The 25,445-nt window shown below is 72.0% G+C and carries 13 protein-coding genes and 3 pseudogenes; 6 read left to right on the top strand and 10 right to left on the bottom strand.

What is annotated here, in order from left to right; all coding sequences use genetic code 11:
• Nucleotides 1-87: 87 nt before the first annotated feature.
• Together IPN03_00205 and IPN03_00200 are read right to left on the bottom strand one after the other, a co-directional pair.
• Nucleotides 88-1,569 (bottom strand): UbiA family prenyltransferase, encoded by a 1,482-nt coding sequence (locus IPN03_00205; protein MBK9372186.1) that lies wholly within the window; start codon nt 1,567-1,569, stop codon nt 88-90.
• A gap of 12 nt (nt 1,570-1,581) precedes the next feature.
• Nucleotides 1,582-2,469 (bottom strand): NAD(P)-dependent oxidoreductase, encoded by an 888-nt coding sequence (locus IPN03_00200; GenBank protein ID MBK9372185.1) that lies wholly within the window; start codon nt 2,467-2,469, stop codon nt 1,582-1,584.
• Nucleotides 2,470-2,546: 77 nt separating this feature from the next.
• On the opposite strand from IPN03_00200, the gene IPN03_00195 reads away from it, so the two are divergent.
• On the top strand, nt 2,547-3,908 hold the full coding sequence (locus IPN03_00195) for a beta-glucosidase (GenBank protein ID MBK9372184.1): 1,362 nt from the start codon (nt 2,547-2,549) through the stop codon (nt 3,906-3,908).
• Here IPN03_00195 and IPN03_00190 read toward each other — a convergent pair.
• From IPN03_00190 to IPN03_00155, 8 genes are all read right to left on the bottom strand, one after another.
• On the bottom strand, nt 3,889-6,288 hold the full coding sequence (locus IPN03_00190; protein ID MBK9372183.1) for a glycosyl transferase family 36: 2,400 nt from the start codon (nt 6,286-6,288) through the stop codon (nt 3,889-3,891). The two genes, IPN03_00195 and IPN03_00190, sit on opposite strands and share 20 nt — an antisense overlap.
• 42 nt (nt 6,289-6,330) lie before the next feature.
• The gene (locus IPN03_00185) at nt 6,331-9,510 is read right to left on the bottom strand and encodes a discoidin domain-containing protein (protein MBK9372182.1); all 3,180 of its coding nucleotides are present in this window, start codon (nt 9,508-9,510) and stop codon (nt 6,331-6,333) included.
• Nucleotides 9,507-10,247, bottom strand: coding sequence for a carbohydrate ABC transporter permease (locus IPN03_00180; protein MBK9372181.1), 741 nt, complete (start codon nt 10,245-10,247; stop codon nt 9,507-9,509). Before IPN03_00180 ends, IPN03_00185 begins: the two co-directional genes overlap by 4 nt.
• 80 nt (nt 10,248-10,327) lie before the next feature.
• Nucleotides 10,328-11,233: a sugar ABC transporter permease gene (locus IPN03_00175; GenBank protein MBK9372180.1), complete on the bottom strand. Its 906-nt coding sequence runs from the start codon at nt 11,231-11,233 to the stop codon at nt 10,328-10,330.
• Entirely contained in the window at nt 11,230-12,510 is a 1,281-nt protein-coding gene (locus IPN03_00170; protein ID MBK9372179.1) for a sugar ABC transporter substrate-binding protein, read from the bottom strand. Before IPN03_00170 ends, IPN03_00175 begins: the two co-directional genes overlap by 4 nt.
• Nucleotides 12,507-14,003: a Tat pathway signal protein gene (locus tag IPN03_00165; GenBank protein MBK9372178.1), complete on the bottom strand. Its 1,497-nt coding sequence runs from the start codon at nt 14,001-14,003 to the stop codon at nt 12,507-12,509. Before IPN03_00165 ends, IPN03_00170 begins: the two co-directional genes overlap by 4 nt.
• Before the next feature lie 10 nt (nt 14,004-14,013).
• Nucleotides 14,014-16,671 (bottom strand): TonB-dependent receptor, encoded by a 2,658-nt coding sequence (locus IPN03_00160; GenBank protein MBK9372177.1) that lies wholly within the window; start codon nt 16,669-16,671, stop codon nt 14,014-14,016.
• A 204-nt stretch (nt 16,672-16,875) separates the two neighbouring features.
• On the bottom strand, nt 16,876-18,039 hold the full coding sequence (locus tag IPN03_00155; protein MBK9372176.1) for a LacI family DNA-binding transcriptional regulator: 1,164 nt from the start codon (nt 18,037-18,039) through the stop codon (nt 16,876-16,878).
• Between the two features lie 200 nt (nt 18,040-18,239).
• Here IPN03_00155 and modB point away from each other — a divergent pair.
• The 5 genes and pseudogenes from modB to IPN03_00130 all read left to right on the top strand — a co-directional run.
• Nucleotides 18,240-18,936 (top strand): annotated as a pseudogene (gene modB / locus IPN03_00150) (molybdate ABC transporter permease subunit).
• Nucleotides 18,906-19,995: pseudogene (locus IPN03_00145) on the top strand (ABC transporter ATP-binding protein). The pseudogenes modB and IPN03_00145 overlap by 31 nt, the downstream one beginning before the upstream one ends.
• A gap of 192 nt (nt 19,996-20,187) precedes the next feature.
• Nucleotides 20,188-21,960 carry a signal peptide peptidase SppA gene (gene sppA / locus IPN03_00140; GenBank protein MBK9372175.1) on the top strand — a complete coding sequence of 591 codons (1,773 nt, stop codon included), beginning with the start codon at nt 20,188-20,190 and terminating at the stop codon, nt 21,958-21,960.
• A gap of 989 nt (nt 21,961-22,949) precedes the next feature.
• A pseudogene (locus tag IPN03_00135) lies at nt 22,950-24,676 on the top strand (phospho-sugar mutase).
• A gap of 96 nt (nt 24,677-24,772) precedes the next feature.
• Nucleotides 24,773-25,445 (top strand): 3-isopropylmalate dehydratase large subunit (locus IPN03_00130; GenBank protein ID MBK9372174.1); only part of this gene is annotated, 673 nt, incomplete at its 3' end.

The raw sequence follows: 25,445 nt of genomic DNA, 5'->3' as shown, positions 1-25,445 counted from the left end.
GCTCGAGGCGTCAACGGCGTCGGTCCGGAGGCCGGACTGCTGGAGTGCCGATGGGGCGTCGCGAGACGGTGCGCCCGCGCGCCCGCCTCACTCCATCAGGCCCGGGATGCCGAACCGTCCGCGCGCCGCCATGAGCAGGACGGCGCCAGACGCCACGGCGAGCGCCCACGTCACCCGGTCGCGGGCGGCGAAGACGATCGGGTCTTCGTCCATCTCCCCCCGTCCGACGAGAACCCAGACCCGGCTTGTCCAGTAGAGAAGCGTCGGCACGAGAAGCCAGAGCCAGCCCGGATGGGCGTACAGCCTCTTCGTCACGTCGCTGTGGATGTAGATGGCGAGGACGAGGCTCGAGAGGTACGCGCTCGCGACGCCGAGGACGTGCACGACGAGAGAGTCCCAGACGAACCAGTCCCGGCCCGCCGCGGCGTCGTGCCCCCGTTCCTTCATCGCGAGCAGCTCGGAAGCGCGCTTGGCGAAGGCGAGGGAGAGGAACAGGAAGACCGAGAACGCGAGGAGCCACGGCGACACGGGGACCGCGGTCGCCGCCCCTCCGAGCAGGACCCTGAGCGTGTAGAGGAAAGCCAGGGTGAAGACGTCGACGAGGACCTTGCGTTTCAGGGACAGGGTGTAGAACGTCGTCGTCGCGAGGTATACGGCGAGCAGCACGCGCGCGCCGGCAGGGAGGGCCAGCGCGAAGGCGAGCGAGCCCGCCAGGAGGAGCGGGACGAGACCGAGCGCCGTGCGGATGGAGAGGTCCCCGCTCGCGAGAGGTCGCTTCCTCTTGGCGTGGTGCTGCCGGTCTGCCGCCAGGTCTCCGAGGTCGTTCAGGAGGTAGACGGCCGAGGCGAGGAGACTGAGCGCGAAGAACGCGAAGACGGCCGCCCCCAGGGCCGGGGCCTCGAAGACGTGCCCCGTGACGAGCGGGACGAACACGAGAGCGTTTTTCACCCACTGGCGGACGCGCATCGCCGAGAGGAGCGTCCGCAGGACGGCGGAACGGCCGGGCAGCACGGCGGACACGGGGGTGCCAGCGCGTTCCACCTCGGCCCGAAGGTGAACTCCCGGGCCGACGAGGATCGCCTTGCGGGCGCTTCGGAAAACCGGCAGGTCGGCCCTGTCGTCTGCGGCGTAGTCGAAGCCCTTTTCGCCGTAGCGGGCGACGAGATCGAGCCGCTTCACCTCCCCCTTCAGGTTCCGTGCTCCGTCGCTCGCGAGGACCTCGTCGAAGAGACCGACCCGCGCGGCGACCGGACGGGCGAGGATTTCGTCGGCCGCCGTCGCCAGGACGAGCCGTCTCCCCTTGGCCTTCTCCACGGCCAGCAGAGCGACGAGCTCCTCCCTGAGCGGAAGGGAGCCGGCGTCTACAGGACCGGCCTCGGCCAGCCGCCGCTTCAGGGCGGCACGGTCCCCCCGCAGCAGCGCCGGAACGGCTCGCAGCGCGGCGGCAGGCGACCGGACGGCGGCCAGGACGGCCGATTCGTGCAGCAGATCGGTGAGGACGAGGGTCCCGTCGAGGTCGACGACGAGCGGCACCTCGGCGACAGGCCCTTCCGTTGCGGCGGCGCTCACGACGCGACGAGGTTACAGGCGCGGGGCCCGCGCTGGAAGCGCCGTGACGAGCCCTTCGGCCAGGGCCGCGTAATCACCGTCCGCGAGCCCCTTCGCGAGCGCCGTGTCCGCGACGGCGAGAACGGCCTCGGCGACCCGCGGCGTCACGCCCGCCGACCGTGCGCCGCGGATGAAGAGCTCGATGTCCTTTCTGAGGAGCCGGAGCGGAAACGTCGGATTCGCGTACTCGGCGTCGAGCATTCGCCCGAGCTTCTTGTCGAAGGTCGGCGCGTAGAGAGCGCTCGGCCGTAGGACCTCCATGAAGGTCTCCGTGTCGAGCCCCTCCGCACGGACGTACGCGAGGCTGGAGGCGAACGCGGCCGTCAGAGAACCGATGAGCTGGTTCAGCGCGAGCTTCAGCGCCGCCGCGCTCCCCACGGCCCCCACGTGCCGCACGTCGGTGCCGAGGCGCGCCAGGAGCGGTCCGAGCCGCTCCAGCTGGACCGCCGCCCCGCCCACCATCACCTGGAGCGTCCCGGAATCCGCCTGGGGGATGCTCCCGAGGACGGGCGCCTCGACCCACTCGCCCCCCGCGGCGGCCACCTCCGCGGCGAAGGCGCGGCTCTCGTCCGGGCCGATCGTCCCCATCTGGACGACGGTGCGGCCGGCGAGGGCGGCCAGGGCATCTGCGGCGAAGAGCACCTCGCGGATCGCCGGTGCGTCCGCGAGCATCAGGATCGCGACGGGCGAAGCCAGGAGCGCGCCGGCCGCCGTCCGGGCCACCGCCAGGCCCGCCTCTCTGAGCGGCTCCGCCTTCGACACCGTCCGGTTCCAGACCGTCACCTCGAGGCCTGTCGACGCGAGGCGGAGGGCGATGGGAGTGCCGAGGAGGCCGGTGCCGAGGAGGGAGACGTCGCTCATCCCCGGATTCTGCGTCCCGCGCGGATAATCGGGAACCCGCCGCCGGATGCGCACGACCCGCCAAGCGAGGAGCCCAGATGCCCGAGACCGCCGCCTTTCCCGATGGCTTCCTCTGGGGAGCCGCCACCTCGGCCTACCAGATCGAAGGCTCGCCCCTGGCCGACGGTGCCGGGCCGAGCAACTGGCACCGCTTCACGCGGATTCCCGGCAAGGTGAGGGACGGCGACACGGGCGACGTCGCGTGCGACCACTACCGCCGCTGGGCCGAGGACGTCGCGCTCATGAAGTCGCTCGGGCTCGGCGCCTATCGCTTCTCGATCTCATGGGGCCGGGTGATGCCCGAAGGCCGCGGCACGGTGAACCAGAAGGGTCTCGACTTCTACCGCCGCCTCGCCGACGCGCTCCGCGAGGCGGGGATCCGCCCGATGGCGACCCTCTACCACTGGGACCTTCCCGCCGCGCTCGACGACCGGGGAGGCTGGACGAACCCCGACGTCGCCGGCTGGTTCGCCGACTACGCCCGCGCCTGCTTCCGATCCCTCGACGGCGCCATCGACCTCTGGACGACCCTCAACGAGCCCTGGGTCATCGCCGACGGCGGGTACCTCCACGGCGTCCTCGCACCGGGCCACGCGAGCCCCTGGGAGGCGCCACGGGCATCGAAGAACCTCCTCCTCGCCCACGCCGGCGCCGTCGCGGCCTACCGCACCGAAGGGAAGGGCCAGATCGGCCTCGTCGTCAACCTCGAGCCGAAGTACCCGGCCTCCGATCGCCCGGAGGACCTCTCCGCCGTCGCCCGCGCCGACGCCTACATGAACCGCCAGTACCTCGATCCCGCGCTCCTCGGAAAGGTCCCCGAGGGCCTCGCCGAGATCTTCGGCGAGGCCTGGGACGGCCCCACCGACGCCGAGCTCGCCGCGATGAAGGCGCCGATCGACTATCTCGGCATCAATTACTACACCCGCGCCGTCGTCCACGACGACCCCCGGAGCTTCCCCGTCATGGAAGGGCGCGCCCTCCAGCGCAACGCCACGCACACCGAGACCGGCTGGGAGGTCTACCCCGACGGGCTCTACGACGTCCTGACCTGGGTGCGCCGGCGGTACGGGAGCATCCCGCTCTACGTCACCGAGAACGGCGCCGCGTTCTACGACCCGCCCGTCGCCCCCGAGCCGCTTCTCCACGACCCCCTCCGCGTCGCCTACCTCGACGCGCACCTCGGCGCCGTCCGCCGGGCGATCGCCGACGGCGTCGACGTGCGGGGCTACTTCGCCTGGTCCCTCCTCGACAACCTCGAGTGGGCCCACGGCTTCCGCAAGCGATTCGGCATCGTCCACGTCGACTTCGCCACGCAGAAGCGGACGCCCAAGGCGAGCGCCCGCTTCTACGCCGAGGTCATCCGGACGAACGGAGCGTGTCTCAGGCCGGGCGGTAGCTGACTTTCACCTTCGCCCTCGCGCCCGCCGGGAGCGGCGGCAGGAGCGTCCCGTAGAGCGCGCGTCCGTCCATCTCGACGCGGACGGTGCCCGCGGCGAGCGTCCCGTCGCGGACGACGGTCACGTCGAGCATCGCGCCGCGCCACGGGCGGGTCATCCGCACCCCGTCCCACGACGGCGGGAGGCACGGGTCGAAGCGCATGCCGTCCAGCTCGGGCCGCACGCCGACCACCCACTCGCAGACGACGCGGTGGAGCCACTGCGCCGAGCCCGTGTACCAGGTCCAGCCGGCGCGGCCGTGGAGAGGCGAGTCCGGGCCGTCGACGTTCCCGGGGAGGACGTACGGCTCGGCCCGGTAGGCTTCGGGGTCCTTGCGCGTCGGGTCGATGGCGGCGAGGAGCGTCTCGACGAGCCCGGCGTCCTTCGACTTTCCTGCCGCCGAGATCGCCCACGTCGCCGCGTGCGTGTAGACACCGCCGTTCTCGCGCATCCCGGCCGCGTATCGGGTGATGTAGCCGATCTCGCGGACCGGTCGGTCGTAGGCCGGTCCGAGCAGGAGCGCCCCGGCGGAGCTGACGAGGTGCTCCTTCACTGCGGACATCGCGGCCGCGGCGCGGCCGGGCGGGGCGACGTCGTTCAGGACGGCCCAGGTCTGCGCGTTGAGGTAGATCTTCCCCCGCTCGTTCTCGCGGCTCCCTATCTTGCCGCCCGAATCGAGCGTCGCGCGCCAGTACCACTCGCCGTCCCAGCAGTGCTCGTTGATGGCGGCGACGAGCGCCTCGCGGCGCCGCGCGAAATCGGCGGCGCGCGCCGGCTCGCCGGTCCGCGTGAAGAGCTCGGCCCACTCACCCAGAAGCCCCGCCAGGAAGTGGGCGAGCCAGACCGACTCCCCTCTCTCCTCGAGGCCGACGGCCGAGAGCCCGTCGTTCCAGTCGCCCGCCCCGATGTACGGGAGGCCGCGCGGGCTCGTCCGGCGGAAGACGCGCTCGAAGGCGCGCAGGACGTGCTCGACGAGCGGCGCCGGCTGCGGGTCGTCGAGAAAGGGCGTCCTGTCGGCCAGGATCGAGAGGTCCCCGGTCTCGCGAACGTAGGCCGCCGTCACGAAGGCGAGCCAGAGGAGGTCGTCGGTCATCTTCGTGACGTGCCCCGTCTCCGAAAGGGGGTGCCACCAGTGGTAGACGGAGCCGTCGGCGAACTGGTGCGCCGCGTGGAGGGCGATCTGCTCGCGGCAGAGCGCCGGGTCGATCGTCAGCCAGACCTGCGAGTCCTGCAGCTGGTCGCGGAAGCCGTAGGCGCCGCTCTGCTGGTAGTAGCCGCAGCGCCCCTGGATGCGCGCCGAGATCGCCTGGTACCGGACCCAGTCGTTCAGGAAGGCGTCGAACGTCGCGTCGGGCGTTTCCAGACGGTGCGCGGCCAGGAGATGCGTCCAGCGGGCCTTCGCGGCGGCGAGCGAGGCGTCGAGAGCTTCCACGTTTCCGAAGCGCTTCAGGAGCCCCCGCGTCTTCTCGTCGGTCTCCGCCGTCGCGAGGACGAACCCGAGCTCGCACGCACTTCCTGCCGGGAGCTCGATCGGGACCCGCAGCGCTCCGACCGCGTCACCGTGCCGTCCGAAGAAGCCGGGCCACGGGTTCCCGGAGAGTGCGGCGGGAGCCGCGAAGCTCCCGAGGCGGCCGAGGAAGGCGGCCTTGTCCCCCTCGGCCTCCGAGACGGTTTCGGTACAGGCGAGGGCGCTCACGTACGGGAAGCCGGTGTTCCAGTGGCCCCAGCGCGCGGAGCCGACTTCCCACATGTGGGAGCGCGCGAAGACGGCGTTCGCGCCGGCGTCCCTCTCGCATTCGAGGAAGAGCTTCGTGAACTCCCGCCGCGGCGACGGTGTCACGCCGCAGTTCCACTCGACGAAAGCGACGAGCTCGAGCCGCCGCGGCGTGAGGAGCTCGTTCGTCAGCGTCAGGCGCCAGAGCTCGGCGGTCGCTTCCGGATCGACGAAGAGCGTCCAGTCGGCCGCGACCCCGCGCAGCGCCGTGCGGAACGTCGTGTAGCCGAGCCCGTGCCGGCACTCGAAACGGTCGTAGGCAGGGAGGCACGGCGCGGGCGAAAGCGACCAGACCTCGCCCGTGTCGACGTCGCGCAGGTAGAGGAAGCGGCCCGAGGCGTCCCGGGTCAGGTCCTGTTCCCAGCGCGTCACCACGGCGAGCTGGGAGTTGTCGACCCAGGTGAAGCCGGAGCCCGTCTGGCTGACGACGAGTCCGGCACGCGCGTTGGAGATGACGTTGACCCAGGGCCTGGGCGTCCGCGGGTCGGTGATGACGTACTCGCGTCCGTCCTCGGTGAATCGCCCGTAGGCGTTGGCGGCCTGGACGGAGCGTGAGGGAGCCTCACTCATCGAATCCTCCGGATGAAAGGCAGAAGAAGGCGGCAGAGGTCGTCACGGCTTCACGACGACGTCCGCGGGAAGGGAGCGGACGACGACCTCTCCCGACGAGGAGAGAGGCACCGGTCGCCCGTTCACGGTCGCCGTCCACGGTCCGGACGGCATGGGCGGACGCACGACGAGGCCACCCGGCGGAAGGGACTTCAGACCGGAAAGCCGGACGCGGACGCCTTTTCCCTCGGCCGAGAGCGCGAGATCGAGAGGGCCCCAGGGCGTGCCGAGGCGCTTCACGGAGACACCGCGCGCGGAGCGGACCCAGGCGTGGGGAACGCCCGCCGTCACGACGAGCGACGCGTCCTCCTCCCGCTCGTAGGCGAAGAGGTCGAGGAAGGAGCGGACGAAGTCGGAGCCGACCCAGGTGTGCGGGATGTCGCCGACGAACTTCGGCATCCTCGGGTCTCGCCAGACGACCTCGCCCCACTGGTTCCACGCGGCGGGACGCAGGTCCCGGAAGAACATGTCGAGAAGGGGCGGCACTGCGTCCCGACGGCCGAGGCGAACGAGCGCCCCGACGGTCCTCCACTCGTAGGGCGTGTAGATCTCCCCTTCGCCCGCCTCGCGCTTCGCGACGTTCTCCAGGTACTTCGCGAACGTCCGCTCGAGCGCCGCCTGCGGCAGCCGCGCCTGCTCCCCTCCGGGTGCGAGCGCGGCCGTCGTGGAGGTCGCGTCGAAGTCGCCCAGCTCGGCGCAGCCGGGAAGATAGTCGATCCCGTGGCGTTCCATGACGAGACGGATCGAGGCGTGGACGTCTGCGGCGAACGCGTCGCGGATCCGCGCGAAGCTCGCGGCTTCTGCGGTCTTTCCGAGGAACGTCGCGAGGAATACGGCGTCCTTCAGCCCTCGGAGGCCGAAGAAGTCGTCCCAGTAGGAGTGCATCGGCTTCGCCGAGTACCCCTCGTGGCTGATCGACTCGGGAAGGAGCCCGTAGAAGACCTGCTTTCCCGGCGTCTCGAACTCGGGTGTCCGCCGCTTCTCGCGGAGCCGATCGAGGTACGAGACCGCCGAGACGACGTGCGGCCACATCCGTCCGGCGAGGCCCCTGTCGCCGGTGTACCTCACCGTCTCGGCGATCAGGAAGAGGAGCTGTCCGTGGCTGTCGTTCTCGGGGACGCCGTCCGCGCCCCGTGCGTCGACGCAGCACGGCACGCGACCGTCCTCCCCCTGGAAGCCGGCGAACCAGAGGAGGAACGACCGGGCCGCGCCGGAGTGCCCGAGGCGCAGGAGGGCCTCCGACGTGAGCGCGCCGTCGCGGATCCAGGACCGGGCGTACGCGCGCGAGCCGGGCTGGATCGCCGGTCCATCGCGGTTGACGAGGATCCAGGCGAGCTGGGATCTCAGTACCTTCACGAAACGCTCCGCCTCGGGTGGGACGTCGAAGTCGACGCGGTCGAGGCGGCTCCTCCAACCGTCCCGCTCCTTCGCGAGGAGGGTCTCGAAGAGGGCGGAGGCGGCGCGCTCTTCCAGACCGTTCCAGGCCTCGCTCGAGGCCGCCGCGGCGACCTCCGGAGGGGCGTGAGCCGGATCGAACGGCATCGCGACCACGACCTCGCGGGAGCCGGCGGGCGGCACGTCGAGCTCGAACGCGAACGCCCCGGAGGCGAGGCCGGACGGGTCCGTCACCGCGCGGGAGGTCGGGAGCGCCCCGGCGCGCAGGAAGTCCGAGACGTCACCGGCGTCGAACGTCGTTGCTCCTGTCGCCGACGGGGCCACGAGCGGGACCACGAGACGCGTGCCGTTCACGACGGCCCGGCCGTTCGCGAAGGCGAGCGAGTGAATCTCGGAGACGCCCCCCGGCGTGCCGAGGAACTGCCACGGCGGGTTCACCTGGAGAGGCCGAATGGCCAGGACGAGACGAATGCGCCTCGCCGCGTTCGTCCGGTTCGTGAGGCGATACCGGGCCACGAGCGCCGACGCGCCGGGGAGGCCGGCGGCGAGCGCCGTCGTCTCGAGCGAAACGTCCTTCGTCTCCCACGTCACCGACGGAATCGGCAGATCGCCGTCCACGAGCGCGTGACGCGTCGTCACGTTCGCCCAGGTGACGAGACGTTGCCCGTCGAGGAGGAACGGCTCCACGGAGAAGAGCCCCGCGCCCGCCTCGAGCGCCCCGTCCTCCGAGAGAAGGCCCTCGTCCGTGTCCCCGTCGACGCCCACGACGGCCCAGTACGATTGCTCGTTCGCAAGGTACCTCGGCCAGGAGCCGCGCAGCGCGTCCTTCGCGACCTCGGCCACGAAGGCGTTCGGCGTCGCGCCGAACGCGAGCGGCTTCACGGCCACATCCCTCACCTCGAACGGCTCCTTTCCGGTGCCCTCGAGAAGCCGGAGGCGGACCTTCCTGGCCTCGCCCTCGGGGAGAAACAGGTAATCCCGCCCGCCGTTTCCGGCCGACACCCGGCGCACCGTCGTCCAGGTCGCCCCGTCCTCCGAGAGGTCCACGGCGTAGCCGCTCGCGAACGAAGCGCCGTGGTCGACGACGAGGCCTCCCATCTCGCGAAGGGAGCCGAGGTCTACCGTCCACTCCGCCGGTCCCGCGGATGCAGCACGCCAGGACGTCACCGGGTCCCCGTCGAACGCCCTCGAGGCGTCGTGCCCTCTCGCAGCCGAAGACGCCGAGACGGACGCGGGTTCCGGCGTCGCTTCCGGCCCCAGGTCGACGAGGACGAGGTCCGTCACCTCGAGCCACCCCTTCCCGCCGCGTCCTGCGGTCACCGTCACCTCGATCGAACCGACGCGGGACGGCGCGCCCCCGCCGGACGGGCCCCAGGCGAACTCGACCTGCCGCTGCTTCACGCGGAGCGGCTCGAGCTCGCGCGGAAAGGTCGCGTTCCGCTTCCGGAACCACCAGACGTTCTCGCCCGAAGGGTCCGCGAGCTTGAGCTCGAGGTCGTTCGGCAGCGCCTCGCCCCGCAGGCGGAGCCGGATCTCCCACCGCGCGGGCAGGACGAGGTCCACCTTGCGCGTCGCCGCAGCCCAGCCCGCCTTCCCGCTGAAGTCGAAATCGAGGCGGAGCGCGCCCCCGGGAGCGGACGCCGGGTGCGAGACCGCCAGCCGGACGCCCGGGGCCGGAGCCCCCTTCCACGCGAGGGGATCTCCGGTGGAGATCGGCGTCGCACCCGGAGCCGGCGCGGCAGCCAGCAGGAGCAACACCATGAGCGCGACGGGACGGAGGCGTGTCATTCCTTGATCCCCCCGGCGGTGATCCCGTCGATGTAGGAGCGCTGGAGCGCCAGGAAGAGCAGCAGCGCGGGAAGGACGGTGACCACCGCGCCGGCCATCATCAGCTCCGTGTCCTGGACGTGCTCGCCCGAGAGGCTCGCGAGGGCCACCGTGAGCGTCCACTTCGTGTCGTCGGTCAGGACGATCAGGGGCCACATGAAGTCGTTCCACGTCCCGAGGAACGTCAGGACGCCGAGGGTGACGAGGATGGGGCGGCAGAGCGGCAGGACGATCGACCAGAAGATCCGCAGCTCCCCCGCCCCGTCGATCCGGGCCGCGTCGAGGAGCTCGTCGGGAACCGACGACGCGAACTGGCGTACGAGGAAGATGCCGAAGATGCTCGCGACGCCAGGCAGGATCACCCCCGCGTACGAGTTGACGAGCCCCATCGACCGCAGGAGGAGGAAGACCGGGAGCATCGCGACCTGCCCGGGGATGACCATGGCCGCGAGGAGCCCCGCGAAGAGCGGCCCCCGCGCCGGGAAGCGGAGCTTGGCGAACGCGTAGCCCGCCGCCGCGTTCACGACGACCGAGAGGAGCGCGGCGCACGAGGCCAGGAGGGCGCTGTTGAGGAAGCTCCGGCCCATGTCGAGCCTCACGAAGAGCTCGCGGTACTGGTCGAACGTCGCGCGGTCGGGCACCAGCGGAGGCGGCGAGGTGTTCGCCTCGCCGGCGGACATGAACGAGGCGGAGACCATCCAGAGGAGCGGGGCGAGCGTCACGACCGAGCCGGCGACGAGGGCCGCGTGGACGCCGATCGTGGAGAGCGTCTTCCTTCTCACGCCTCGCTCCCCCTCTGCAGGCGGCGCTGCAGGAGCGTCGCGCCGAGGATGACGGCGAAGAGGACGAACGCGATCGCGGCCGCCGACCCGATGCTCCACCAGCGGAAGCCCTGCTTGTACATGAAGAGCGCCACGCTCAGCGTGGCGTTCATCGGGCCGCCGTCGCCTCCCGACATCACGTAGGGCTCGGCGAACAGCTGGAAGTAGCCGATCGTCGTCGTGAGGCCGACGAAGAGGAACGTCGGCGCCAGGAGCGGCACCGTGATGAGCCGGAAGCGCTGGACCGCGCCCGCGCCGTCGATGCGGGCCGCCTCGTGGAGGCTCTCGGGAATGGCCTTCAGCCCCGCGACGAAGATGATCATGTTCGCGCCGAAGTTCTTCCACGCCGCCATCAGGACGATCGCCGGCATCGCCCAGTGCGGGTCTCCGAGCCAGTCGACCGCCGGGATGCCGACGAGGCCGAGCGCGGCGTTCAGGAGGCCGAATCGCGGGTGGTAGAGGTACTTCCAGACAGCCGCCACGGCGACGAGGGTCGTGACGACCGGGGCGAAGTAGATCGTCCGGAAGAGGCCGGCGAAACGGACCAGCTTGTGGTTCAGGAGGAGCGCGGCGCCCAGGGAGAGGGAGACGGTGAGCGGCCCGCCGACGAGGACGAAGAAGAACGTGTTCCCGAGCGCCTTCCAGAAGACCGGGTCGTGGAGGAGCCGGGCGTAGTTACGCAGGCCGACGACGCGCGCGGCGGAGGGGTCGCCGACGGCGTAGAGGTCGAAGTCGGTCAGGCTCAGGACGAGCGAAGCGAGGACCGGAAGCGCGAGGAAGATGGAAAGGAGAAGCAGGCCGGGCGCCACGAGCAGGAGACCCGCCTTCGCCTCGCGCGCCCTCCAGGTGGAGAGACCCCTCACCGCGGCGCCTCCGCGGACTTGCGGTCGAGCAGCCAGCGCCGCTTTTCGAGGATGGCGTCGACGTCGGCGTCGAGCGAGGCGAGCGAGGCATCCAGCCCTTTCGCCCCCCTGGCCACCGGCTCGAGCCGCTCCCACACCTTCGCCGCGATCTGCTCCCACTCGGGGACCTTCGGCGTCGCGCGGACGTGCTCGAGCTGGAGGCGGAACGAGGCGGTCCTCGCGTCGCCGGCAAGAGCCGGCTCGTCCCACGCCGAGCGCCGGGCCGGCAGGTCTCCGCAGAGCGCCCAGAAGCGCTTCTGCGTCGCCGGCTCGGAGAGGAACTCGACGACCTTCCACGCCGCGTCCTTCCGCGGCGAGGAGCGGAAGACGACGAGGCTCGATCCGCCGGCGAGGGAGACTCCGGGCCACGGCATCCCGTCGGGTGCCGGGAGCGGCGCAGTGGCCCACGAGCCCTGGAGGCTCGCCGGGAGCCGGCGCCGGAACTCCCCGAGGTTCCACGGCCCTGTCACGTACATCGCGAACTCGCCGGCGGCCATCTGCTGGTAGAGGTTCGCGACCTGCGAGTTCGCCAGCGGCGGCGCGAGGCCGTCGCGGTAGAGGCCGATGAAGAACTCCGCCGCCCGCCGGAACTCGGGAGCGCGGAAGGCCCCGTGCCGCCCGCCGTCCGACAGCAGCTCGGCGCCGGCGGCGACGGCGAGGGTCACCGGCTGCGCCCACTCGTTCGTCGGGAGGAGGAGACCGTAGCGGCCGACCCGTCCCGATCGCTTCACCGCCTCCATCGCCGCCCGCCAGCCGCTCCAGCTCTTCGGGAATTCCGGCACGCCGGCCGCCGCGAGAAGGTCGCTCCGGTAGAAGACGAGCCTCGTGTCGACGTACCAGGGCACCCCGTAGAGAACGCCGTCGAGGACGTTCGTCTCCCAGATCCCCTGGTAGTAGTCGTCCGGACGAACCGACGTGCTCGCCGCGACCCGCGCGTCGAGCGGCTCGATGGCGTCCAGGGCCGCCATCTCGGGAATCCACGTGTTCCCCATCTGCGCGACGTCGGGCATCTCCCGGCCGACGAAGCCGGTCAGGAGCTTCTCGTGGGCCGCCGTCCAGGGAATCTGCTGCACCTCGACCTTCAGGCCGGGGTGGCGCCGCTCCATCTCGGGAACGAGCTCGCGAACGACCTCCCCTTCGCGGCCGAAGGCCCAGAGCCGCACGGGGTCGGAGCGATCCCCACCGCGCGAGCAGGCCGTCGCCGCGGCCAGGACGAGGCCCGCGGCCAGGGCTCTCACGGCACAGGCACCGCGTCGAGCCAGCCGCCCGAGAACCCCGCTCGGCGCAGGCCGGCGAGGATCGGCGGCGACCGCTTCATGAGGCGCCACACCAGCCCGCTCCTCTGGTTCTCGATCATGAGGACGATCGGGCCCTGGTCGATACCGAGGTAGTTGGTGGCGTACCACCCGGCCTCCGGCACGACTCTGCCGAGAGGCGTCGGGACGTCGGTGAGGCGGAACGTCGGGTTGAAAGCGTCGAAGAAGCCGTACTCGCCCCAGAGGTGTTCGCCGTGGAGCCGCTTCATCTCCTTCACGGCCGGCAGGACGATTTCCGCCCCGAACGGCAGCGAAGCCGCGGTCGCCATCGGGGTGATCGTGCCGTCGTCATGAGACCAGAAGGACGAGACGCCCCGCGCCCCGTAGGTAACGAACGTCCTCTCCCGTCCGTCCACGGTCCGGGTCACGTCGGCCGGCCCGTCGCAGGCCGAGAGGCCCCAGACGTCCGCGGAGTACTCCCGGAAGCCCTCTGGGTTGCGGATCGCGTAGGCCCGCTGGGCGAGGAGCGCGCGGCGGGAGTTCTCGAAATAGTCGATCCCCTTCTGCCGCATGAAGGCGTCGCGGATGCCGCGAAAGTCGATCCAGGCGTGCGAGAACTGGTGGCCGAAGAGAGGCGCGAAGTTGAGGTAGGTCTGGCCCTCGTGCTCCGCCCACCTGTACGTCGAGCAGAAGGCCTCCCACGCCCCGTCCGTCGCCGGGTGCGTCGGGGAGCCGAGCGCGAGGACGTAGAGGATCATCGACTCGTCGTAGCCGTTCCAGTCGGCGACGCCGAAGCCCGATTCCGGGTGCCACGCCATCGCCACCCGGGCCGGGCGCGGCTGCATCCAGCGCCAGTCGACCCGCTCGTAGAGCCGCGTCGCGAGGTCTCGCACCTCGGCCTCGGCGGGATGGTCGCGGTCGAAATAGACCCCGGCGGAGAGAGCGCCGGCGAGGCAGAGCGTCGTGTCGATGGACGAGAGCTCGACGTCCCGGCCCCAGCGGCGGCCCGTCTCCATGTCGAGGAAGTGGTAGAAGAACCCCTTGTAGCCGGTCATCCCGTCCGAGGACGGTCCCTGCGGGGCGTTCCAGAGGAAGCGAAGGGTCCGCAGAACGCGATCCCGCGCCTGCTCCCGGGTCACCCAGCCGCGCTCGGCGCCGACGACGTAGGCCGAGAGGCCGAATCCCACGGCGGCGACGCTCGAGAACGACGGCGCGGGCCAGCGGTCCGGGACGAGGCCGTTCGTCGGGTTCGCGGTGTCCCAGAACCAGCGGAACGTCTTGTGCTGGAGCTCCTCGACGAACGGGTCGAGAACCCGGGAGGGAGCCGCGATCGGCTCCCCCCCGGCTGCCGGGACGACGCGCGCGGGAGCGGTCTGTACGCTCCCCGCGCGCGCGGAAGACGGGCTTCCGCAGCCCGCGAGGAACGCCGCGAGGAGGAGGGTCGCGACGGTTCGGACCGCGGGCCGCGGAATCACCCGAGCCTCCTCAGAAAGCGAAGCTGGCGCCGAACTGGAGCCGCTGCGGGTTGTAGCCGTTGTTGGCCTTTCCGAAATTGGCGTTCACGTCGGGGAGGGCCGGCTTGAAGCCCTCGTAGTTCTTCTCGTTCGTGTAGTTCGAGATGTTGAGGACCTCGGCGAAGACGTTCACGCTGTAGGGGCCGCCGAGGACGAAGCGCTTCTCGAGGCGGAAGTCCACGCTCTGCGTCCACTTCGGCGGGTCGCCCCCGCCGACGTACAGCGTGCAGGTCGTCCAGCCGGCCGAGCAGTCCGTGACCTCGAAGGGGAAGCCCGAGCCCGTCGTGACGAGCGTCGAGAGGCGGAAGCCCCACGGAAGGTCGGCCAGGGCCGACAGCGTGATCTGGTGGTCCTGGGCGAGGTTGCTCCGCTGCTTGAAGCCGTAGGCCGGGTCGAGGGCGTTGGCGCTGTAGAAGTCGTTCCCCGTCTGCTCGGCCTTGCCGTAGACGTAGGAGAGGGAGGCGCTCCACCCGTTCTTGTAGGGCTTCTCGACGACGGCCTGGAACGACTGGAACCACGACTCCTTCGTCCTCGACAGGTTCGCGATGGCGAAGCCCGGGACCTGCCGGGCGCCCCAGTCGCACTCGGTCTGGCCCGCCTTCTTGACGGCGCAGGTCCAGGTCAGCTGGTTCTCCGAGTGGACGTCCGTATAGGCGGCGGAGGCGTTGAAGAGACCGAAATTCTGCCGGATGCCGATGCTCCACTGGTTCGACGAGGGCGGCTCGAGGTTGTCGTTGTTGAAGAGATAGGCCTCGGGCTGCCCCGCGATTCCCTGAGCGACGAGCTGCCGGAGGACGGCCGGGTCGTAGTAGGCCGGGTTCCACTTCAGGGCCGGCCGGCCGTCCTGCGGGCTGCCGTCCTTGGAGAACCAGATCTCCGAGCTGTTCCACTGGGTGCGGTACTTCTCGTCGAGCATGTCGTTGAAGAGGGTCCGGTCGGCGTAGATGCCCCAACCGCCGTGGACGACCGTCTTCCCCTCTCCCGTGACGTCCCAGGAGAGGCCGAGCCGCGGCTGGATCATCCCGGTGTACGCGGGCCGATCCGTCCCGTCGGTGAAGTAGTTCGCCGGGTAGAGCGGCCCGTAGCCCGCGACGATCGCGTCCGGCGTGACGTAGTCGTTGTTGTACATGTTGGTTTCGTAGTCCCAGCGAAGGCCGATGTTCGCCGTGACCCGGGAGCTGAAGCGCCAGTCGTCCTGGAGGTAGATGCCGAACTGCGTGTTCGACGCCGAGAGGTCCGGGTCGCCGAAGCCGAGATTCGCCCGGTACGGCATGTCGCCCGGAGTGGAGACGTAGAGGTCGGCGCGGTAGGAGTAGAGAGGGTTGACGTTGATTTCCTTGATCGCCGTGTAGTCCATGAAGTCGACCGCGAGGCCCGCCTTGAGGACGTGCTCACCGGCCCACTGCAGGTTCAGCAAGGTCGCGTCGTCGCGGAAGGCAAAGCGCTTCTGCGTGAAGTTCTGCTGCGAGTCCTTGCTCCCGATCCGCATCAGGCCTTCGTAGTTCTGCCCGTAGATGCTCGAGTCCTCGGGGACCGGGTTCCACTTGTAGTTCTGGTAGCTGACCGTGGCCTCGTTGAGGACGTTCCCGAGGATGATCGTGTGCTTGCCGCGGACCGTCCAGACGTCGTTCTTGACGTTCTCGGCGGCCTGATAGCTCGTCGCACCGCCGAAGCCGCGGATGTCGGTCTCGTGACGGTAGTCCCCGGAGACGTCGACGTTGGAGCTGTCGTTGAGGGTCGCGGAGAGCTTGCCGAAGAGGAGCGTCGACCGGAACTCGCTCGGGTAGAGCCCCTCGTACTGGGTGAAGCCCTGCCGGAAGGCCGGGGACCAGGCCCCCCACGTGTCCGGCCGGACCTCGTTCTCGCGGTCCTGGGAGTTCCCCTCGTAGGCGGCGAAGAAGTGGACCTTGTCCTTCACGATGGGGCCGCCCAGGCTCAGCCCTGGCTGCCAGCGGGTGTATTCGGGCTTGACGGCTTCATACCCGCCCTGGTCCGCCTTCCGCTGCGTGACGCCGTCGATCGCGACGAGGCTCTTGTTCTGGTAGTAGGCGAAGACCTCGCCGTGGAGATCGTTGCCCCCGGACTTCGTCACGGCGGTGATCACGGCGCTCGACGCCTTCTGGTACTCCGCCTTGAAGTTCTGGGTGATGACCTTGAACTCCTGGACGGCGTTCTGCGGGAAGGGATTCCCCTTGCTGGAATCCTGCCCGACCGACCCCCCCTGGAGGATGTCGTTCTTGTAGCTCGTTCCGTCGATGAAGACGTTCGTGTTCATCGAGCGCTGGGCGCCGTAGCTGAACTCCTGACGCTCCTCGTCGCGCGAGATGCGGACGCCGGGGGCGATGACGGCGGCGTTCAGGAAGTTCCGCGACGACTGAGGGAGCATCTGGAGCTGGTCCGTGCCGACGTTCGTCCCGATCTCCGACGTGATCCGCTCCACCTGGGCCTCGGCCGACGTGGCGACGACCGAGATCTCCGCGGCGAGCTTGCCGGGCTTCAGCGCGATGTCCTGCGTCAGGCTCTGGCCGACGCCGACCTGAATCGCCTTCTTCCAGGGCTCGTGGGCGCCGGTGGCGACGGCGACCTCGTACCTCCCGGCCGGGACGACGAGAACGTACGTGCCGTTCACCGCGACCGCTGCCGAGGATCTTCGCGCCGGACGCGGTGTTCACGGCCGTGACCGTGACGCCGGGGATCGGTCCCTGCGAGTCGGTGACCGTACCCCGCACCTGGCCCGTCGTCGTCTGCCCGAACGCGGGCAGGGCGACGAGGGTCACGGCGACGAGGACGACGGCCGGGATGGTCAGGAGGGCCTTCAGCCCTGCGTTTCGTCTCATGATGCCTTCCTCCTTCGAACGGTTGAGCTGTTGGATGCGGGATGGGAAGCGGACGCGACGCGAGGCGGCCCGGTCGTGGCGTCCGCCCCGCGACCTCCGGTCGATTCCCGGAGGACGAGGCGGATCGGAAGGACCTCGCGGGCCGCGTGCGAGGCTCCCTCCCCGGAGAGCTCGACGAGGAGCCGGGCCAGCGCCCGCTCGCCGAGGGTTCGGATGTCGAGGCGCACCGTCGAGAGCGGAGGGCTCGCGAAGCGGGCGATCGGGATGTCGTCGAAGCCGGCGACGGCGATCTCCTCCGGGACCCGCACGCCCGCGCGCCGGAGCGCGAACAGGACGCCGATCGCCATCGAGTCGTTCGCCGCGAAGATCGCCGTCGGCCGCGGCGAGAGCCGGACGAGGGACTCTCCCGCGGACTGGCCCGACTCCTCCCCGAAATTCCCCTCGATCTCGGTCACCGCGTCCGGCGCCACGCCCGCCGCGCGGAGGGCGTCCCGGCACCCGCGACGGCGCTCGGCGGCATCGAAGTTCGACGCCGGGCCCGTGACGAAGGCGAGGCGCCGGTGGCCGAGGTCGAGGAGGTGGGCGACCATGGCCCGCGCCCCTCCCCGGTTGTCGACGTGGAGCGACGCGTGAAGAGCGATTCCCGGGGCGGAGTTCAGGAAGACGACCGGAAGCGAGGGAGGAAGGCAGCCCTCGAGCTCGCGGGGCGAGGCGTTCGGCGACATGACGATGACGCCGTCGACCCGTCCGTGCATCGCCCGCAGGACGTCCCGGGTCTCGGCGACGTCGCTGTGGGACGAAGAGACGAGGACGTGATACCCGGCCTGCCTCGCCGTGAGGTCGATCCCGTGGATCACCTCGGAGAAGTACTCGCCCCAGATGTCGGGCAGGACGACGCCGATCGTGCTCGTCCTGTTCGTGATCAGGCTGCGCGCGGCTGCGTTCGGCGAATACCGGAGGCGCGTGACTTCCGCCTCGACCCGGAGCCGGGTCGCGTCTTTCACGACGGCCGTCCCGTTGACGACGCGGGAGACCGTCGCGACGGAGACCCCCGCGGCCTGCGCGACGTCCCGGATCGTGACACCCGGCGGCGGCCGGCCTCGGCGGCGCTGCGTCCGGCGTTGCTGGTCCCGGGGGGCGGTTCGGCGACGCCGCGTCATCGCGTATGTAATCGTTTACATGGGAACGGTACCTCCGCGCCACCGGCGTCAATCAGGTTCACCGGGGATTCCCACCCGGGCTTCCCGCCGCCCGGAGCCGGCCTCCCGCTCCCCGCCGGGCGCGATAATCCCGGCCCGTGCCGCCCAGCCCCTCGCCAGCGCCTTCCCGTGCTCCTCCGCCCCGGCCCGCGAGGCGCGCGCTGAGCGTCGACGTTCCGGCCCTTCTCCTCAGCCTGAAGCTCTCGGCCGCCACGGCGGCCGTGCTCGTCGCGCTCGGCCTTCCGCTGGCCGCCTGGCTCGCCTTCTCGACCGCCCGCTGGAAACCGCTCGTCGAGGCCGTCGTGGCCCTTCCGATCGTCCTCCCCCCGACCGTTCTCGGCTTCTACGTCCTTCTCCTGCTCGGGCCGCACGGCCCGGTCGGGCGTGCCGTCGAGTCCCTCTTCGGCGCGCGGCTCCCCTTCACCTTCGAGGGGCTTCTCGTCGCCTCGGTCCTCTACAGCCTTCCGTTCGCGGTCCAGCCGTTCGCCGCCTCGTTCGCGGCGGTCGACCGGTCGCTCCTCGAGGCCGCCGCCTCTCTCGGCGCCTCCCGCTTCGAGGACCTTTCACCGGGTCGTCCTTCCCCTCTCCCGCGCCGGGGTCGTCACGGGCATCGTCCTCTCGTTCGCCCACACCCTGGGCGAGTTCGGGGTCGTCCTCATGATCGGCGGGAACATTCCGGGAGAGACCCGGACCGTCTCGGTCGCCATCTACGACCACGTCCAGGCCCTCGACTACGACTCGGCCGGTGCCACCTCGCTCGTCCTCCTCGCCGTCTCCTTCGCCGTCCTCGCCGCCACCTACGCCCTGCAGCGCCGAACCGTCTCCGCATGGCCGCACCGCTCGAAGCCCGCTTCGTAAGGCGGTTCCGGGGAGGGCCGGCGATCTCCGCCGACCTCGTCCTCCCCGGCGGCGACGGCCCCGTGACGGTCCTCTTCGGCCCGTCGGGCTCCGGAAAGACGACCGTCCTGCGCGCCCTCGCCGGGCTCGACCGCCCCGACGAGGGGACGATCGCCTGCTGCGGCGAGACGTGGCTCGACACCTCCCGCCGGTCTGTTCCTCCCGGCCCGCAGGCGCCGGGTCGGCCTCCTCTTCCAGGAATACGCCCTCTTCCCCCACCTGACGGCGCACGAGAACGTCGCGTTCGGCCTGCACGGGATCCGGGCCGCCGAGCGGACCGGCAGGACGGCCGAGATGCTCGCCCTCCTGAAGCTCGAAGGCCTCGGCGCGCGCCGCCCGTCCGAGCTCTCCGGCGGCCAGCGACAGCGGGTCGCCCTCGCGCGCGCCATCGCCCCCTCTCCCCGCCTCCTCCTCCTCGACGAACCCCTCTCGGCGCTCGACGGACCGACCCGCGAAGAGCTCCGTGGAGAGCTGCGCGCCCTCCTCCTCCGGCTCGGCGTCCCGGCCGTCGTCGTCACGCACGACCGGATCGAGGCGCTCGCCCTCGGCGACCGGATGGCCGTCATGGTGGACGGCCGGATCCGGCAGCACGAGCGCGTGGCGGACGTCTTCGAACGCCCGGCCGACCGGGAGGTCGCCCGCTGCGTCGGCGTCGACACCGTCCTCGCAGGCCGCGTCGTCGGGGCCGGCGACGGCCTCGTCACGGTGGAAGCGCACGGCCTGCGCCTCGCTGCCGTCGACCGGGGGCTGGGAGGAGACGTCTGGGTCCTCCTCCGCGCCGAGGACGTCGTCCTGGAACGGGGCGGCGGCGCCCGGAGCAGCGCCCGAAACCACCTTCCCGGCGTCGTCATCGCCGTCACCCCCGAGGGACCGCTCGTGAGAATCGTCCTCACCTGCGGGGGCACCCGCCTCTCGGCCCTCGTCACCCGTGCCTCCCGGACCGAGCTCGCCCTGGAGGATGGCGCCGAAGTCTTCGCCGTCATCAAGGCGCCGTCGATCCACCTCGTTCCGCGGGCCTGAGCGGCTCGCGCACACCGGCCCTCCGCTGCGACCTCTCTCGAACCCCCGGCGCCCGTTCCTCCGTACAGTCCTCCGAAAGAGGAATGAGCCCGATGAACGACACCCGCCCCCGCTCCCTCCCCGCCGCGTCCTCCGGCCCTGGGCCGCGGCCTCGACCAGTCCCGCCGCGTCTTCGTCAACGTCCTCTTCCTCGTGATCGTCGTCGGCCTCCTCGCCGCCGCCTTCTCGCCGGGGGCCCGAAGGTCCCGAAGGGGCCGCGCTCGTCGTCGCCCCGAAGGGCAACCTCGTCGAGCAGGTCGCGGCCCGCTCGCCGCAGGACCTCCTCGCCGGCCTCGCCGGCAACGGTCAGGGGAGACCCTCCTGAAGGACGTCCTCGACGCCCTCGCCGCCGCCAAGGACGACAAGCGGATCTCTTCCGTCTACCTGAACCTCGACGAGATGGGCGGGGCCGGAATGACGGTCCTCGAGGACGCCGCGGCCGCCCTGCGCGACTTCCGCAAGTCGGGCAAGAAGGTGATCGCCGCGGGCGACGGCTTCGACATGCGCGGCTACTACCTCGCCGCGCAGGCCGACGAGATCCTCCTCAACCCCGACGGCATCGTCCTCATCGAGGGCTTCGGCCGTTACCGGACCTACTACCGGGAGGGAATCGACCGTCTCGGGATCACCTGGAACGTCTTCCGCGTCGGCGAGTACAAGTCGGCCGTCGAGCCCTACCTCAGGAACGACATGTCTCCCGAGGCGAAGGAAGCCGACCTCGAGTGGCTCGGCGACATCTGGCGGGCCTACCTCGCCAGCGTCGCCAAGGCGCGCAAGACGACGCCGGAAGCGCTGACCGCCTTCATCGAGGGAATGCCGGAGCTCCTGAAGGCCACCGGCGGCGACACGGCGAAGATCGCCCTCGAAGCGAAGCTGGTGGACAAGCTCGCCGCCCGCGACGAGGTGCGCAAGCGAATGATCGCCCTCGCGGGCGAGGACGAGAAGTCGAAGTCGTTCAAGCAGGTCTCGATGGCCGACTACCTCGAGGCGCTCGGCACCGACAGGCCCGGAGCGAACGGGAAGGGCGACAAGGTCGCCGTCGTCGTCGCGAAGGGCGAGATCGTCGACGGGTCGGCCGGACCGGGCCGGATCGGCGGCGACTCCACCGCGGCCCTCATCCGGAAGGCCCGGCAGGACGAGAAGGTCAAGGCGATCGTCCTCCGCGTCGACAGCGGCGGCGGCAGCGCCTTCGCCTCCGAGGTCATCCGCCGCGAGCTCCAGCTCGCCCAGGAAGCGAAGAAGCCCGTCGTCGTCTCGATGGGGAGCGTCGCCGCCTCGGGCGGCTACTGGATCGCGACCTCCTCCGACGAGATCTGGGCCAGCCCCGAGACGATCACCGGCTCCATCGGCATCTTCGGGATGTTCCCCACCGTCGAGAAGCCGCTCGCGAAGTACCTCGGCATGCACGTCGACGGCGTCGGGACGACCTCCTGGGCCGGGTCTCTGCGGATCGACCGCGAGCTCAACCCCAGGCTCGGCGAGACGATCCAGACGATGATCAACCACGGCTACGAGGAGTTCCTGACCCGGGTGAGCACGGCCCGCAAGATGAGCCGCGACGACGTGGACAAGATCGCGCGCGGCAGGGTCTGGAGCGGCGCCGACGCAAAGGAACGCGGCCTCGTCGACAAGCTCGGCGGCCTGCAGGAAGCCATTGCCTCCGCGGCAGAGAAGGCGAAGCTCGGCAAGACGTACCAGGTGACGTACGTCGAGAAGGAACAGTCGTTCAAGGAGAAGCTGATGGCGGGCCTGTCGGTCCGGCCACCCGGGTCGCCGCGGCGTTTGGCTATGTCCTCGCGCCGGCCCCGGAGCCGGTCAGGCCCGGGCGCCGCGATCCTTCGGGCCGTCGCGAACGAGGCCGACCGCCTCTCCGTCTGGAACGACCCCGAGGGAATCTACGCCCACTGCTTCTGCGAGGTGCAGTAGGCGCGGACGGCGCCCCCCCCCCCCCCCCCCCCCCCCCCCCCCCCCCCCCCCCCCCCCCCCCCCCCCCCCCCCCCCCCCCCCCCCCCCCCCCCCCCTGTACCCCCCCCCCCCCCCCCCCGGCCCCCCCGCTCCCCCGGGACCCCCCCCCCCCCCGGCCCCCCCCCCCCCCCCCCCCCCCCAGCCCCCCCCCCGCCCCCCCCCCCCCCCGGCCCCCCCCCCCCCCCCCCCCCGCCCCCCCGCCCCCCCCCCCCCCCCCCCCCCCCCCCCCCCCCCCCCCCCCCCCCCCCCCGCCCCCGCCCCCCCCCCCCCCCCCCCCCCCCCCCCCCCCCCCCCCCCCCCCCCCCCCCCCCCCCCCCCGCCCCCCCCCCCCCCGCCCCCCCCCCGCCCCCCCCCCCCCACCCGCCCCCCCCCGCCCCCGCCCCCCCGCCCCGGCCCGCCCCCCCCCCCCCCCCCCCCCCCCCCCCCCCCCCCCCCCCCCCCCGCCCCCCGCCCCCCCCCCCCCCCCCCCCCCCCCACGCCCCCCCCGCCCCCCCCCCCCCCGGCGGCCGGGCCCCCCCGCCCCCGCCGCCCCCGCCCCCCCCCCCCCCCCCGCCGCCCCCCCCCCCCGCGCGCCGCCCGGCCGCCGCCCCCCCCGCGCGGCCCCCCCCCCCCCCCCGCCCCCCCGCCCCGCCCCCCCCGCCCCCCCCGCCCCGCCCCCCCCCCCCCGCGCCCCCCCCCCCCCCCCCCCCCCCCCCCCCCGCCCGCCCCCCCCCCCCCCGCCCGCCCCCCCCGCCCCCCCCCCCCCCCGCCCCCCCCCCCCCCCGGCCCCCGCCCCCGCCCCCCGCCCCGCCCCCGGCCGCCCCCCCCCCCCCCCCCCCGGCCCCCCGCCCCCCCCGGCCCCGGCCCCCCCCCCCCCCCCCCGCCGGCGGCCCCCCCCCCCCCCGGCGGCCCCCCCCCCCCCGGGCCCCCCGCCCCCCCGGCCCCCCCCCCCCCCCCCTACCATCGCCCGGATGGACGCTGCCCTTCTCGATGAAGCTCGCGCCTGGCGCGACTCCGATCCCGACCCCGTTACCGCCCGCGAGCTGGACCGCCTCCTGGCGAGCGGTGCCGAAGACGAGCTTGAAGACCGCTTTCGCGGCGAGCTCGAATTCGGCACCGCCGGCCTGAGGGGCCTGCTCGGCGCCGGGCCGAACCGGATGAACCGGGCCGTGGTCCGCCGGGCCACGGCCGGGGTCGCCCGGCACCTCCTCGCGACGGTGCCGGACGCGGCCCGACGGGGCGTCGTCGTGGCCCGGGACGCCCGTCGCGGCAGCGACGCCTTCGCCCTCGACACCGCCGGGGTCCTCGCGGGGCACGGCATCCGCGTCCACTACTTCGTCGACCTCGCCCCGACGCCGCTCGGCGCCTTCGCCGCAAAAGAGCTCGGCGCGGCCGCCGCGGTCGTCGTCACGGCGAGCCACAACCCGCCCGCCTACAACGGCTACAAGGTCTACTGGGACAACGCCGCGCAGATCGTCCCGCCCGTCGACGCCGGAATCGCCGCCGAGATCGCGGCGTCGGGCCCGGCGAACGCGATTCCGTTCCTCTCCCGGGCCGACGCCGAGGCGCGCGGGCTCTTTATCCCTCTCGGAGACGACCTGGCCAACCGGTACCAGGAGGCGATCTCGGCCCTCGTCCTCCATCCGGGTCCGGGACGCGACCTCGGCATCGTCTACACCGCGATGCACGGCGTCGGCGCCCGCTTCACCCTCGACGCGCTCGCGCGCGCCGGCTTCTCGAACGTCCATCCGGTGCCCGAGCAGAACGAGCCGGACGGCGCCTTCCCCACCGTCAGCTTCCCGAACCCCGAGGAGCCCGGCGCCCTCGACCTCGCCCTCGCGCTCTGCGAGAAGACGAACGCCGACCTGCTCCTGGCCAACGACCCCGACGCCGACCGCCTCGCCGCCGGCGCGCGCGACCGGGACGGCCGGATGCGCCTCTTCTCGGGCAACGAGCTCGGCGTCCTCCTCGGCGCCTACTGCCTCACGTGGCGGACGCCACGGCCCGAACGGCCGCTCGTCGTCACGACGATCGTCTCCTCCAGCCAGCTCCGGCGCCATCGCGCGACCTCGGCGCGGCCTACGCCGAGACGCTGACCGGCTTCAAGTGGATCGAGAACCGCGCCCTCGAGCTGGAGCGGACCGAAGGCCGGACCACCGTTTTCGGCTACGAGGAGGCGCTCGGCTACTCCGTCGGCGACGTCGTCCGCGACAAGGACGGCATCTCGGCGGCGCTCGTCTTCGCCGACCTCGCCGGCTGGTGCCGCGCCCGGGGAGTGACGGCGTGGGGCTACCTCGAGGAGATCCAGCGGGCCCACGGCCTCTTCCTCTCGGCGCAGAAGAGCGTGACGATTCCGGGCGCCGAAGGGGCCGCGACGATCGCGGCGGTCATGGACGGCTTCCGCGCCGCGCCGCCGGCCTCGATCGGGGGCCTCGCGGTCGTCGAGACCCGCGACTACCGCGCGGGCGTCCCCGGCCTGCCGAAGTCCAACGTCGTCGCGTACCTTCTGGAAGGCGGCTCGCGCGTGACCCTTCGCCCCTCGGGAACCGAGCCGAAGATCAAGTACTACTTCGAGCTCCGCGAGTCGCCTACGGAGGGCGAGAAGCTCGAAGCGGCGAAGGCCCGCGGCGAAGAACGCCTCGCCGCCCTCGTCGCCGGATTCGTCCGGCTCGCCGTGGAGCGGGGGCAGCCCGCGTAGGGAAGCCGCCTCCGGCGCACGGCCCGCCGAAGGCGAAGGCGGCGACTCTCGCCCGAACCGTTTCGCCTTGACGCGGGTGCTACCGTTTCCCGCTTCATGGCCGCGACGCTTTTCTCGAAAGTCTGGGACGCCCACACGGTACGGATCCTCCCGACGGGGCAGACGCAGCTTTTCGTGGGGCTGCACCTCGTCCACGAGGTGACGAGCCCGCAGGCGTTCGACATGCTTCGTCTCCGCGGCCTTCGCGTCGCCTTCCCGGACCGGACCGTCGCGACCGTCGACCACATCGTTCCGACCTCCTCGCAGGAGCGCCCCTTCGCCGATCCGATGGCCGAAGAGATGCTCGCCACGCTGGAGAGGAACTGCGTGGAGTTCGGAATTCCGTTCCACGCCCTCGGCTCCGACCGGCAGGGGATCGTCCACGTCATCGGACCCGAGCTCGGCCTGACGCAGCCCGGCCTGACGATCGCCTGCGGCGACAGCCACACGTCGACGCACGGGGCCTTCGGCGCCATCGCGTTCGGCATCGGCACGTCGCAGGTGCGGGACGTCCTCGCCTCGCAGTGCCTCGCGCTCGACCCTCTGAAGGTGAGGCGGATCGACGTCGACGGCGTCCTCGGCGCTGGCGTCACCGCCAAGGACGTCATCCTCGAGATCATCCGCCGCCTCGGCGTGAACGGCGGCGCCGGCTTCGCCTACGAGTACGGCGGCTCCGCCGTCGAGGCGATGTCGATGGAAGAGCGGATGACCCTCTGCAACATGTCGATCG

This window comes from Holophagales bacterium (assembly GCA_016719485.1).
Lineage (GTDB): Bacteria > Acidobacteriota > Thermoanaerobaculia > UBA5066 > UBA5066 > UBA5066.
The sequence above is the reverse complement of the archived record's forward strand: the minus strand, read 5'-3'. Positions and strand labels throughout refer to the sequence as shown.